Annotated in this window: 14 protein-coding genes; 10 read left to right on the plus strand and 4 right to left on the minus strand. The window is 64.2% G+C overall.

Annotation, left to right across the window (positions count from 1 at the left end; translation table 11 throughout):
* The first annotated feature begins 27 nt into the window (after positions 1 to 27).
* On the plus strand, positions 28 to 312 hold the full coding sequence (locus ACOJB8_RS01560; RefSeq protein ID WP_342946843.1) for a hypothetical protein: 285 nt from the start codon (positions 28 to 30) through the stop codon (positions 310 to 312).
* A gap of 1,549 nt (positions 313 to 1,861) precedes the next feature.
* Positions 1,862 to 3,064, plus strand: coding sequence for a DNA-binding protein (locus ACOJB8_RS01565; protein ID WP_342946844.1), 1,203 nt, complete (start codon positions 1,862 to 1,864; stop codon positions 3,062 to 3,064).
* Positions 3,065 to 3,129: 65 nt separating this feature from the next.
* Here ACOJB8_RS01565 and ACOJB8_RS01570 read toward each other — a convergent pair whose 3' ends face one another.
* The 3 genes from ACOJB8_RS01570 to ACOJB8_RS01580 form a co-directional block, all read right to left on the minus strand.
* Entirely contained in the window at positions 3,130 to 4,122 is a 993-nt protein-coding gene (locus tag ACOJB8_RS01570; RefSeq protein WP_475010724.1) for a tyrosine-type recombinase/integrase, read from the minus strand.
* A gap of 53 nt (positions 4,123 to 4,175) precedes the next feature.
* The gene (locus ACOJB8_RS01575; protein ID WP_069261548.1) at positions 4,176 to 4,583 is read right to left on the minus strand and encodes a DUF2471 family protein; all 408 of its coding nucleotides are present in this window, start codon (positions 4,581 to 4,583) and stop codon (positions 4,176 to 4,178) included.
* Positions 4,584 to 4,681: 98 nt separating this feature from the next.
* Positions 4,682 to 5,335 carry a helix-turn-helix domain-containing protein gene (locus tag ACOJB8_RS01580; RefSeq protein ID WP_428995942.1) on the minus strand — a complete coding sequence of 218 codons (654 nt, stop codon included), beginning with the start codon at positions 5,333 to 5,335 and terminating at the stop codon, positions 4,682 to 4,684.
* Between the two features lie 163 nt (positions 5,336 to 5,498).
* Between ACOJB8_RS01580 and ACOJB8_RS01585 the strand changes: the two genes are divergently transcribed.
* The gene (locus tag ACOJB8_RS01585; protein WP_069261546.1) at positions 5,499 to 6,698 is read left to right on the plus strand and encodes a glycine C-acetyltransferase; all 1,200 of its coding nucleotides are present in this window, start codon (positions 5,499 to 5,501) and stop codon (positions 6,696 to 6,698) included.
* 17 nt (positions 6,699 to 6,715) lie between these two features.
* Entirely contained in the window at positions 6,716 to 7,747 is a 1,032-nt protein-coding gene (gene tdh / locus ACOJB8_RS01590; RefSeq protein WP_475010728.1) for an L-threonine 3-dehydrogenase, read from the plus strand.
* Positions 7,748 to 7,771: 24 nt separating this feature from the next.
* Here the strand turns inward: tdh and ACOJB8_RS01595 are convergent, their stop codons facing one another.
* Entirely contained in the window at positions 7,772 to 8,449 is a 678-nt protein-coding gene (locus ACOJB8_RS01595; RefSeq protein WP_406951618.1) for a YceI family protein, read from the minus strand.
* A gap of 201 nt (positions 8,450 to 8,650) precedes the next feature.
* Between ACOJB8_RS01595 and ACOJB8_RS01600 the strand changes: the two genes are divergently transcribed.
* The 6 genes from ACOJB8_RS01600 to ACOJB8_RS01625 all read left to right on the plus strand — a co-directional run bounded on the left by ACOJB8_RS01600 (position 8,651) and on the right by ACOJB8_RS01625 (position 12,590).
* Positions 8,651 to 8,995, plus strand: coding sequence for an AraC family ligand binding domain-containing protein (locus ACOJB8_RS01600; protein WP_475010730.1), 345 nt, complete (start codon positions 8,651 to 8,653; stop codon positions 8,993 to 8,995).
* Positions 8,992 to 9,495: a helix-turn-helix transcriptional regulator gene (locus ACOJB8_RS01605; RefSeq protein WP_475010732.1), complete on the plus strand. Its 504-nt coding sequence runs from the start codon at positions 8,992 to 8,994 to the stop codon at positions 9,493 to 9,495. Before ACOJB8_RS01600 ends, ACOJB8_RS01605 begins: the two co-directional genes overlap by 4 nt.
* A 67-nt stretch (positions 9,496 to 9,562) precedes the next feature.
* Positions 9,563 to 10,537: a DMT family transporter gene (locus ACOJB8_RS01610; protein WP_475010735.1), complete on the plus strand. Its 975-nt coding sequence runs from the start codon at positions 9,563 to 9,565 to the stop codon at positions 10,535 to 10,537.
* A 98-nt stretch (positions 10,538 to 10,635) separates the two neighbouring features.
* Complete coding sequence (locus tag ACOJB8_RS01615; RefSeq protein WP_342946850.1) at positions 10,636 to 11,358, plus strand: TetR/AcrR family transcriptional regulator; 723 nt, start codon at positions 10,636 to 10,638, stop codon at positions 11,356 to 11,358.
* On the plus strand, positions 11,351 to 11,830 hold the full coding sequence (locus tag ACOJB8_RS01620; protein ID WP_069261541.1) for a nuclear transport factor 2 family protein: 480 nt from the start codon (positions 11,351 to 11,353) through the stop codon (positions 11,828 to 11,830). Before ACOJB8_RS01615 ends, ACOJB8_RS01620 begins: the two co-directional genes overlap by 8 nt.
* Positions 11,831 to 12,017: 187 nt before the next feature.
* Positions 12,018 to 12,590 (plus strand): hypothetical protein, encoded by a 573-nt coding sequence (locus tag ACOJB8_RS01625; RefSeq protein WP_141710541.1) that lies wholly within the window; start codon positions 12,018 to 12,020, stop codon positions 12,588 to 12,590.
* Positions 12,591 to 12,699: the final 109 nt, after the last annotated feature.

The raw sequence follows: 12,699 nt of genomic DNA on the forward strand, positions 1-12,699 counted from the left end.
AGAGAATTTCGCGAAAGGATACCGTCTGTGGTGATAGGCGTCTATAGGGCCTCCCTCACCATTGCCGGTGATGCGCATCTCGCGCGCGCCGCTCACCGCGGCACCCTCCCGTATCGCCTCACCTTTGGTCAGACGCCCGTCCAGTGGGGCGCTTTGCGTCATGCACGCTCCGGCCGGATCCCGCATTTCTGCCTGAGTACCAAAGGTTGCCATCGGCTCCCGTATTCGCTCACCTTAAATATTTTCGTGCTGACGGTGAAAAAAGTCCGTCGATGGTTGCGAAATCCTGGCAACCAACCGGTTGCCGGCTAAAAAATCCACAACGGTGAATCGCACTGCAACAAAGCGTGGCCCGCCACACGGACAAAACGATCGGAAAGTCCCACTTGTGGCGGCAAAAGCTGTCCGACACGGCGATCGAAGCGCCAAATCATCAGCGCGTTACGAGGGAGTGCCCCAGGTATCCCGAAAATCCTCACCTGTCGTCGTGCAGGCCAAAGTTATTGGCGCGCTCCCGAAAGCCGACGCTGCGGCTGTTACGCCGGAATTGCTCCCGAAAAATCTCACCTTTTGCATCCCGGTCCGGTTGCGCTGCACCGTCGTGGCGCCTCCCGGAAATCCTCACCGCTCATTGCGCCGCAAAGAAAAAATCAATGGATTCCGTAACTTATCCACATGTGTGGCAGGCGGGGGAAGGCGATATCGGTTCCCGCATTCCCTCACCTCAGATCGAGACACGAGATTCAGGCATATGCGAGTTTGCCGAGAAAAACCTCCTGAATATTCTCACCCATACCGGATGACAACCGGGAGTAACACCCTCCGCGAGCCCGTATTCTCGGCGTCTGCAGCGCAGTGAACGCCAACTTTCTCCCGAAACTGCTCACCTTCGGCAGGAAATATGCCAAAAAATGCTCCCGAAAAACCTCACCTTAGCTAAAGAGCGTCGGCGGATCCTGAGACTTTCGCGGCACTGCGGCAATCTCCCGAAAATCCTCACCCTATGTCGCGTAAAGTCTTCGGGAACGTCCTTCGAGCAGCCGGAAGATTCGTGCGGCTCGATGGCAAGCCCCCGAAAAAGCTCACCTCTGGGCCCCGAAAGCGCCCATTTCGCCCGATTTCGGGCGTTGGCTCCCGAAAAACTTCACCTTCGAACTGCATTTTTTCCCGATCCTTCTCACCGCACGCATTTCAGCCCCTCGATTTAGCCAAAAAATGGCGCCAATCGCCGCTCCCGAATCCCCTCACCGTTGCATTTCCCGTAACATCGGAGCCGGGCCCGGCCGTGCGTGATATGCCCGGCCGTGGCCTCCCGTATCGCCTCACCCTTGCCGGGAAGTCAAGAATCCCCTCGCTCCTGAACCCGCTCACGTCCTCTCCTGCAGTGGCTCACCGGCGTTCCCGAAGCCCGCCACCGAACTGTCCCGCAGGGGCTCACCCAAGGTCCCGTAAAGCTTCACCTGATCGGCCGGAAACCCCCGCCAGGCAAGGATTTGCCGTGGCGTTAACGTTTTTAACCGGTATCAAGGGTGTTTACTTTTATATCTCTCAAGCAAGAATCCTCCCGCGAGCTACTCGAGATATCCACATTCCTAACCCACCACCGCGCCACCTCCCCGAGGCGGCTCGCGTGAAACAACGGATCGCAGTAGAATCAGGCGAGAAATTCACGCGTTTACAAGGGCTTATGAAACAAAGTTCGATTTGTTTCACGGAAAACCCGCGCTGATCTCTTCTCGTGACGAGCTAGATGGCCCCTTGACGGCCATCCCCCTATCGCCGGCAAGCTCAGGACTCAAAAACGTAGCAAATAGAACGTAATTTGTTATTATTCGTCCACTCCACTGCCGAGAAGACGAATATGCGAGACCAGGACCGACAGGCAATCCGCGAAGAAATCGAGGATTTGCGAAAAAACGGAGCACGCAGGCAGGAACTGTCCTTACACGCCTGCAAACGCTTGTTCTTCGATTTCGAGATCAAGCCGTCGATGGCTGCCGTCCGCGAGCTGACCCAAACCGGAAGCGCCAGCGACATCCCCAAGGATATAGAGCTTTTCTGGCAGCGCATTCGCGCGACCTCCAAAGTGCGTGTCGGCGCCGGGGCAATTCCGCCCGCACTGGAAGAGCGCGCCGGCGAGCTGCTGGGCGCGCTTTTCGAGGAAGCGCTCGCGCTCGCGGGCGAAGCCCTGCAGGCGGAACGTACGGAATTCGAAGCCGGCCGCCTCGATGCCGAGCAGGCGACCCGGGAGGCCGAGGCCCGACGTTCAGCCGCCGATGAGATGCTGCAGCGCAGCGAAGCGCGCGTGGAAGCGGCCTATGAGCGGGTGCGCGAACTCGAAAGCCAGCTCGCCGCGGCGTCCGCGCAGGGCGTCGCAGCGCATGGCAATCGGGAAGTGCTGGTACAGCGTCTGGAGATGGAAAACGACGCCCTGCGCAAGCGGCTCGAGGCGGAGCAGACCACCAACGCGGGGCTGCGCGACCGCATCGACGGCTTGCACGAGGAAATGCGCAAGAGCACCGAGCACTACGCGCAGCAGATCAAGGACGCGCTCGCCGAGGCCGAACGGCGCGTGAAGCCCATGCTGGTCGAACTGGATTCGCTGCGCACCATGTCGTCGACATGGCAGGCGGCCCAGCGCGATGCCAGCAAGAAGGAATTCGATTTCATCCAGCAGTTGGCGACGGCGAAGGCCCGCGCCGACCGGCTCGACGCCGTGCTGCGCGAACGGTCCGATGAAGTGGACGTGCTTACCCGGCAGGTCACGGCATTACGCGGGCAGCAGGGACTCGATACCTCGGTCGCGTCGTTGCTGTGTTCACTCGCTGCCGCGGGCCGGCTGGGCGCAGCCGAACTGGCGAGTCTCGGCACCGTAGTCGACGGTCAAGTCGCCTTGCCGGCGCGTTGTCCTAACTGTCACGAAGGGGAACCGGAGTTGTCCGAAGTGGACGATGGTTTCGAATTCACTTGCCCGGAGTGCGAGCACACCTCGGGCACGGGCGCGACGAAGCTTGCGGCGTACGCGCGCTTCATGGCCGGCAAGCATTCACACGAACAGGCTTGACGTGAGCTTTTACGGGAGGCGCGCACACGCCTCTCAAACGTTCAATCGCCGGCCGACGCGACGTTTCATGTCTCGTCGTTTTGCGCCGATACGTGCTGCGGCGCCTCGCGTTCCGCCCACGTCTTCCATGCACGATGGAGCCTCCCCGCAGAGATCGGCTGCAGAAAGCCGAGCCACTGCCCTACCTGATCGATATCCACGCCGCGCTCGAACAGGTCTGCCGCGAACGTGTTACGCAAGGTCTGCGGACTCGCGCGTTCGGCGCGCGTTTTCGCCACGCCCGCCGCTTCCATCAATGCGTCGATGGCGCGCAGCACTGTGGCCTTGTGCATGGGGCGCCCTGAGGGCGAACCCGGAAACACCAGCTGCCCGGGCAGTCCGGCCAGGCGGCGCGCTTCGAGCCAGGCGCCGAGCACGTCGACGGCAAATGGCGTCAGTCGCGTGACGCGCGTAAACGCCGGATTGGCGGCTTCAATCGTGACCCACTCCGAGCCGATCGCCACACAATCGAGCGTGAGCGCGATGGCGTCTCCCGTTTTCAATCCGCCGCCCAGGAAGATGGCGACGAGCGCACGGTCGCGGCGCTCGCGCCATCGTTTCGCAGCCGATGGCTCGACGAGCGGCGAGAACAATTGGCCGATGATCGCGGCGCGCTCGGCGGGCGTCAGGAAGCCGGTTGGCTCGTTTTCGCGCGCGTTGCGCCATGCGGCTTCGCCGTCCTGGGCGATGAAGCGCGCCGGATTCGTGGAGGCGAGTTCGATTTCGCGCACGTGATCGAGCACGCGCTCGATGAGCCGCAGGTAGCGAAGCCGCTGCGGTTTTTTTATATCGAGGCTAGCGACGAATTCGGCGATCGTGCCCGTATCGACGGTCATGATCGTCTTGCGCTTGAGCGCGAGCCATTCGAGGAAGCGTCCCCATTGCACGCGATAGACCTCGGCGGACGAACTGCGCAAGTCCTGCGAGGCGAGCCAGGCGTCGAACGCCGCGACGGGGTCGCGCTGCCAGTCCTGGCGTTGCTGGTCGAAGAGGTCGCGTGAGGAAGTCGAAGACGCCATCTCTATCATTCCGTTAGTTGCGTTACACGAACATTATAGCGATAGCTCGATGATCAGCCACCCCAAGCCCTCGCACGCCGTACCGCGTCGTGGCGTCTTGCCTGCCGGCGCGACTCTTCCGCGCCTTGTGCGGCGCGTTCGTAGGCCGACACCGCGAATGCAAATACCGCCGGCAACGCGTTGGAGTGTCCGAAGTCGACGGCCTCGTCGGTTTCTGGCCAGGCGAGGTCGCCCGGCCGCTGAAAGAGGCCAAGCATCAAGGCGTCGTGGCGGCTGGCAAAGCCGAGATCCGCGAGGGCTTCGGCCTCGATGGCATGCAGCAGGCGCCACGTTAGCGGCACCTGCCGCGCGATATAACGCTGCGCGATGTTGCGAACGATGTGTTCGAGGTCGCGTGCGGCGGCCTGAAAGCGCAAGGCCGCCAGAGCGGGCTCACGCGGTAGTTCGGTTGGGAGGGACATCGACGGCTCCAGTCGGACTTTCACTGTATAAATATACAGTAGTCGGACCGATCGCGCAGCCTCGTCCGTTCGGTCAGCGCCAGCCGTGAGGCGGGCCGTCAGCCGTGAATCACCACCAGCAGCGCGCGTGCTTCACCCTTGCCGGCGTTGCGGATCGCATGCGCCTGATCGGCAATGTAGCGCGCCGTGTCCGCGGCCTTCAGACGCTGCGTCGCGCCGGCCGCCTCCACCTCGATGCTTCCCTGCAACACAGTGAGATGCTCGCGCGTGCCGGGTTCGTGCGCGGCCGAAACCAGCGCCCCGCCGGGCTTGAGCGTCAGCTCATACCATTCGAAGTGGCCGGCCAGCTCGATGGGTCCCCACACGCGCAACTGGTAACCCGCGTCGTGGCCGTGCAGCGTTGGGATGTCGTGCGGCCCGACCACCGCGATCGCCTCGGGCGCCTTCGGGGCGGCGAACAGCGAATCGAGTTTGACGCCCAGCGCGTTCGTGAGCCGCCATGCCACGGCAATGGTCGGGTTCGCCTTGTCGCGCTCGATTTCCGATAGCATGGATTTTGAGACGCCCGCGGCGCGCGAGAGGTCGTCGAGCGTCATCTTGCGCTCGGTGCGCAGCCGCTGGATCTGCTCGCCCACGCGCGGCGGCGCGATGGCCGGCATGGCGGAAGCAGGTAGTACGTGAGTTGCGGCCGACGCAGGGGCGTCAGGAACGGCGCCCGCCGGGGCGGATCGCGGTTTGCGGGTGCTTGCCATTCACGGCCTCATCGATTAGAGTGCGTTCGACATATCGAACTTAGGTTCGAAATAAAGGAAATTTTCGCCAGCGGCTGACGGCGACTATAGCAAACTGCAGACAAACCGCAGGCCTGTCGCAGCAAAACTGCGGCAGGCCGCAGCGATGTGAGGAGCACGATTCATGCGTACCCCGTATCTCGACCACTTGCGCGCGACGCTCGACCAGATTCGCGCCGATGGCTTCTACAAGAACGAGCGCGTGATCGCCACGCCGCAGTCGGCCGACATCCGGCTCGCAGACGGCAGCGACGTGCTCAACTTCTGCGCAAACAACTACCTCGGCCTCGCCAACGACGCGCGTCTCATCGCCGCCGCAAAGGACGGGCTCGAGCGCGATGGTTTCGGCATGGCGTCGGTGCGTTTCATCTGCGGCACGCAAAGCGTGCACAAGCAGCTCGAAAGCGCGCTCGCCACGTTTTTGCAAACCGAAGACTGCATTCTCTATTCCAGCTGTTTCGACGCGAACGGCGGTCTCTTCGAAACGCTGCTCGGCGAGGAAGACGCCATCATCAGCGACGAACTCAATCACGCAAGCATCATCGACGGCGTGCGCCTTTCGAAGGCGCGCCGCTATCGCTACAAGAACAACGATCTTTCGGATCTCGAAGCAAAGCTGAAAGAAGCGGACGAAGCCGGCGCGCGCTACAAGCTCATCGCCACCGATGGCGTGTTTTCGATGGACGGCATCATCGCCGACCTCAAGGGCATCTGCGATCTCGCGGACCGCTACGACGCGCTCGTGATGGTCGACGACTCGCACGCGGTCGGCTTCATCGGCGAGCATGGGCGCGGCACGCCGGAGCACTGCGGGGTCCTGCAGCGCGTGGACATCATCACCGGCACACTCGGCAAGGCGCTGGGTGGCGCGTCGGGTGGCTATATCGCGGCGAAGCAGGAAGTCGTCGACTTGCTGCGCCAGCGCTCGCGCCCCTATCTTTTCTCGAACACGCTGACGCCGAGCATCGCGGCCGCCACGCTTGCGGTGCTCGAGTTGATTGAGAGCGACGAAGGCGCACAACTGCGCCGCCAGGTACGCGAGAACGGCGCACAGTTCCGTCGCGAAATGAGCGCGCTCGGCTTCACGCTCGTGCCCGGCGAGCACCCGATCATTCCGGTGATGCTCGGCGATGCCCAGGTCGCCTCGAAAATGGCCGACGCGCTGCTGCACGAGGGCGTCTACGTCATCGGCTTTTCGTATCCCGTCGTGCCCAAGGGCCGCGCGCGCATTCGCACGCAGATGAGCGCCGCGCACACGTCCGCACAGATCGGCCGCGCCGTCGAGGCGTTTGCGCGGGTCGGCAGGCAGCTCGGCGTGATTTGACAAGGATTGCGAATCAAATGAAAGCACTCGCCAAACTCGAACGCGCGCCCGGACTCACGCTCACGCGCGTGAAGAAGCCCGAAGTCGGCCACAACGACGTGATGATCAAGATCCGCAAGACCGCGATCTGTGGCACGGACATCCACATCTGGAAATGGGACGACTGGGCGCAGAAGACCATTCCGGTACCGATGCACGTGGGCCACGAATACGTGGGCGAGATCGTCGAAATGGGCCAGGAGGTGCGCGGCTTCCAGATTGGCGATCGCGTATCGGGCGAAGGGCATATCACCTGCGGCTTTTGCCGCAATTGCCGCGCGGGGCGGCGTCACCTGTGCCGCAACACCACGGGCGTCGGCGTGAACCGCGAAGGCGCGTTCGCCGAATACCTCGTGATTCCGGCCTTCAACGCGTTCAAGATTCCGCCCGAGATCTCCGACGATCTCGCCGCGATCTTCGATCCGTTCGGCAATGCCACGCACACGGCGCTTTCGTTCAACCTCGTGGGCGAGGACGTGCTGATTACGGGCGCGGGGCCGATCGGCATCATGGCGGTGGCGATCGCGAAGCACGTGGGGGCGCGCAACGTCGTCATCACGGACGTCAACGACTACCGGCTCGAGCTTGCGCGCAGGATGGGCGCAACGCGCGCCGTGAACGTTTCGCGCGAGTCGCTGCGCGACGTGATGAACGAACTGCACATGGCCGAAGGCTTCGACGTGGGCCTCGAAATGTCGGGTGTGCCGAGCGCGTTTACGGCGTTGCTCGAGTCGATGAACCACGGCGGCAAGGTGGCGCTGCTCGGCATCCCGCCCGCGCAAACCGCCATCGACTGGAATCAGGTCATCTTCAAGGGGCTGGAAATCAAGGGCATCTACGGCCGCGAGATGTTCGAGACCTGTTACAAGATGGTCGCGATGCTGCAGAGCGGGCTCGATCTCTCGCCCATCATCACGCACCGCTTCGGGGTGGACGACTACGAGAAGGGCTTTGCGGCCATGCTCTCGGGCGAGAGCGGCAAGGTGATTCTCGACTGGACCACGGCCTGAACGCGAATCGATTTGGTGAAGCTGTTACGGCGCTGCGCCCGGCGCCGGCTGTTCGAATTCGGCCTCGATGCGCACGTCGATCTCGTCGCCCACGGCGGGATACCAGCTCGTCAACCCGAACGCCGAGCGCTTGAAATGGCCCGATGCGGTGAAGCCTAACGTAGGCTGCTTCGTGAGCGGATTCGGCGCGTAGCCATTCAAGGTGACGTCGAGCGTCACCGGTTGCGTTACGCCGCGTATCGTGAGATTACCGGTGAGCGTGCCGCGCCCTTCGCCCGTGCGCTCGAAGTGCGTGCTCGTGAAGCGGATCTGCGCATAGCGTGCTACATCGAGCATCTGCGGTCCTTTGACCATGGTGTCGAGCGCACTGACATTGGTGTCGAGGCTCGTGGCGTCGATGGTTGCGTCGACCGCGGCCGCTTCGAGGCCGCCTGCCTGCCAGTCGAGCGTCGCCTGCGCGCGGTCGAAGCGCATGACGAAGCGCGTGTAGTGGAAGTGATCGACGTCGAACACGACGCTCCAGTGATGCGCATCCATCACGTAGTGTCCCGCCGGCACGTCGGCTTCCGTGCGGCTCACGCTGTGCGTGACCACGCGCAGCGGCGTACAAGCGGCGAGACTCGCCGCGCACAGCGCCACGCAGAAGGCGCGGCGCGAGCCGCGAACGAGGGGCGCAAGCGATACCAGCGGCCGGTCTTTCATCTCATCTCCCTTTGACTCGTCGACACCCGTAAGGACGTTTGGCGACGTGCGTTTCTTCCATCCGGTTCGCGAAGCATAACGCGACGGGGCCGGATCGCGGCGACCCGCGCAGTTTCTCGTCCAGGTCACGCGCACATTGCGCGCCGCGCGAAACTCGGGTCTCATACGCCGATTGGAGTCCGAACGAGCGGAGAGCCGACTATGCCAGCCACGAACCACGCCGTGCGTTTTCACGCCACGCTCGTGCGCGACGTCGACGCGATGACGGCCGCCACGGCGCGCGCGTTCGGGCGTCACACGCACGACCAGTACGGCATTGGCGTGATCGATCGCGGCGGCCATGTCTCGCTCAGCGATGCGGGCCAGGTCGAGGCCGTGCCGGGCGACCTCATCCTCGTCAATCCGGGCGAGGTGCACGACGGCCGCCCGCTCGACGCCGCCGGGCGCACGTGGCGCATGTTGTATTTCGAGCCGCGCTGGGTCGACGCGCTGCAAGCCGACATCACGCAAGGTGACGACGCCCTTTTGCGCTCCACGCGCCGGTGATCAGTGAACCGCGTTTGCGCGCGCTGTTCGATGCGGCTTTCACTCATATCACCGACCCACACCATGACCTCTCGCAGATGGCCTTCGACGCCGCCGCGCTCGAGATGATGACCCGGCTCGTCGAGGCGCTCGGCCACCGGCGCGTGCTCGCGCAGTGCTCACCGGCGTCGCTCGCGCGCGTGCGCGACATGATCGACACCGACCCGGCCCAACCGTTCTTACTCGCCGAACTCGCGCAGGCGGCGGGGCTGAGCCGCTTCCAGCTCCATCGCGGCTTTTTGCGTGCGTTCGGTGTCGCGCCGCACGGCTACATCCTGCATCGCCGCGTGGCGCTCGCGCGGCGCCTGCTCAAGGCGGGCCATGCCCCGGCGCAGACCGCGCTGGCCGCCGGTTTTTGCGACCAGAGCCACTTGAACCGCGCGTTCGCGCGGCAGTTCGGCGTATCGCCGGGGCGTTACCGGCTTGCGCGCGGCATGAGTCGCACGCGCATCATCCGCTGACGCACAACGATCCAAGACGGCGCGTCGTCGTGAGCCTATACAGGCGTATCACCACGAGGAGCGCTCCATGTCGAACCGATTGCCGCCGCACGAAAACGCGCGGCGCTTGACCCTCTCCCCCCGATCCGTCGCGCAGGCGCAATTGACGGCGGCCATGCTCACCGTGGGCAGCACGGTCATTGCGAGCAAGGCCATCGGCGCCGGGCTCGATCCGCTGCCGGCCACCGCGCTGCGCTTCGGGATGGCGTTGCCGGTCTTTCTGCTGCTCATGCGTCTGACCGGTACGGCGTTTCCGCGTCCCGGCCTGCGCGACGCGCTGTTGCTCGTCTCACAGGCTGCGATCGGCAGCGTCGGGTATACGGTCTTGCTGATCGCGGGCACGCAGCGTACTTCGGCGAGCGATGCCGGCATCATCCTCGGCACGCTACCGGCGGTCTGCGCGTTGACGGCGGCGCTGGTGCTCGGAGAGCGGCTGCGCGCAAGGACGCTCGTTTCGGTGACGATCGCGAGCCTCGGCGTGGCGATGATCACACTCGCGCCCGGCGAGCATCGCGATGGCGCTCGCTCGCTCACGGGCGACGCGATGATCCTTGGCGCCGTCGTGTGCGAAAGCCTGTTCGTCCTGCTGAACAAACGGCTGTCGCAACCGTGGCCGCCCCTTGCGCAGGCGAGCGCGATGACGGGCATCGGCTTCGTCGTAGCGGGCTTGTGCGCGCTGCCCGGCTGGTTTGGCGCGGCTCACACCGTGCAGTTGAACGCCTTGCTCGGCGTGGCGTATTACGCGCTCGTGCCGACGGTGGCCGGATTCTGGCTCTGGTATGCGGGCGCGGCGCGCGTGCCGGGCGGCGAGGCCGCAGTCTTTACCGCGGTGGCGCCGGTGTCGAGCGTGGCGCTGGCCACGGTGCTGCTCGGCGAGCCGCTTACGCTCACGCGCGTGCTCGGCCTCACGCTGGTCGTGGTCGCCGTGTTCGCGGTCTCAGGACGCGGGCTGTGGGATCGCGTTAGGGCGCAGCGCAGCGCGCGCGACAGCAAAGTGTCTTGACTTGGGAGAATGATCGTTCTACATTGCGGACTGGGAGAACGATCATTCTCCCACTGACCTTCGCAATTCCGCCGCAATCGCGCTGAAAGAGACTAGCCATGAGCCCGCCCGCCGTAACGAACACCGAAGCGAACGCAGGCGCGCCGCAGGCCGATGCGCGCGAGCGCCTGCTCGAAGCCGCTGAGGCGCTGATCTACGCGGGCGGCATTCACGCAACGGGCGTCGATGCGATCGTTCGCGCGGCGGGGGCGGCGCGCAAGAGCTTCTACACGTATTTCGAATCGAAGGACGCGCTGGTCGCGGCTGCGCTTTCGCGGCGCGACGAGCGCTGGATGCGCTGGTTCGTCGCCGGCACGCTCGCGCGTGGACGCACGCCGCAGGCACGTCTTGTCGGCATGTTCGACGTATTGCGCGAGTGGTTCACGTCCGAAGGGTTTCACGGTTGCGCGTTTCTCAACGCCGCCGGCGAGATCGCGTCGCCTGCCGACCCCGTGCGCGTGGTCGCGCGCGAACACAAGGAGCGTCTGCTCGACTTCGTGCGCGAACAGAGCGAGGCGTGGGCCGCGATCGTCGGCGTCGATCGCCGGATCGCTGCCCGTCTCGCGCGGCAATGGCTGATCCTGATCGATGGCGCGATCGGCGTCGCGCTCGTCAGCGGCGACGCCGATGCGGCGCTCGACGCACGCGCGGCAGGCCGATCGTTGCTCGACGCCCTCGCACCGAAAAGCGGTTCCGATTCCCCAAGCCAATCCCAAAACCGATCCCCATCGCGCGCACCGCTACGGCGCGCCGCCCAACGCAAGGAGCAAGACCATGAGTGATTCGCCCGAAGTGCGTCCGCCGCTGCCGCCGTTCACGCGCGAGAGCGCCATACAGAAAGTGCGCGCAGCGGAAGACGGCTGGAACACGCGCGACCCGCAACGCGTTTCGCTTGCATACACGCCGCAAAGCGTGTGGCGCAATCGCGCCGAGTTCGTGACGGGCCGCGGGGCCATCGTCGAACTTCTCACGCGCAAGTGGGCGCGCGAACTCGACTATCGCCTGATCAAGGAGCTATGGGCGTACACGGACAATCGCATCGCGGTGCGATTCGCCTATGAGTGGCACGACGATTCGGGCAGCTGGTTCCGCTCGTATGGCAACGAAAACTGGGAATTCGACGCGAACGGCCTGATGGCGCGCCGTCACGCATCGATCAACGACCTGCCGATCCGCGAGGCGGATCGTCTCTATCACTGGCCGCTCGGGCGCCGTCCCGACGATCATCCGGGCCTCTCCGACCTCGGCCTCTGACGCTTCGCTTTCATCGGGACGACTCGCTACGCTGGCACCATGCCGGCGGCGAGCGAGTTGCCCGATCCGAGCCTCGACTCCATTGCGCACGCTTCGGGTTGCGGTACAGTTCGTCATTCACCGCGAACCAGCAATCAGAAAACTGACGATCCTCAAGCGGATCGGCGCAAGAAAGGACGGAGAGCCCATGCGGTTTTGGCACAAGCAAGGTGACGCAGCAACGATAACGACAACGGCAGCGACAAAACTGGCGAGGAAAACGAAACGCGGCGCGGCTGCCGCCCTGTCGCTCCTGCCGGTGCTGTTGTTCGGCACGGCGCAGCCGGCGCACGCGGCGAACTGGTGTAGTTCGGGCCTGTGGGTCGATGCGATGGTGGGCTCGTACCACATCCATCCCGACAAGGACTTCGAACAATTCAATCCGGGCCTCGGCATCGAATGCTGGCCCGGCGACACGTGGGCCCTTACGGCAGGCGGTTTTCGCAACTCGTTGCGCCGGCCCTCTTATTATGGCGGCGCAGTGTGGGCGCCGGAGTTTCTGCACTGGGGCTTCGTGCGGCTCGCGGCGATGGGCGGCATCATCTCCGGCTACAACTATGGCAATTGGGGCCTCGGCCACGACCATACGATCGGGCCCGTGGTCGCGCCTATCGTGATGGTCGCGTACAAGCGCGTGGGCGTGAACTTCATCGTCATTCCGCCGATACCGTCTGACGATCTGCCGTTTACCATCGGGTTTCAGTTGCGGTTCAAGTTCTAGGGTCCAACGTCCTCCCGCAAACTCTCACCTTTGCTGCTCACCTGACGCCTTTGCCATATTGGCGTCAGTGACGTGCCATGGCCCGAACCTAAGATACGAGCCTTCGCTT

The sequence above is a fragment of the Paraburkholderia sp. BR10141 genome (assembly GCF_056155635.1).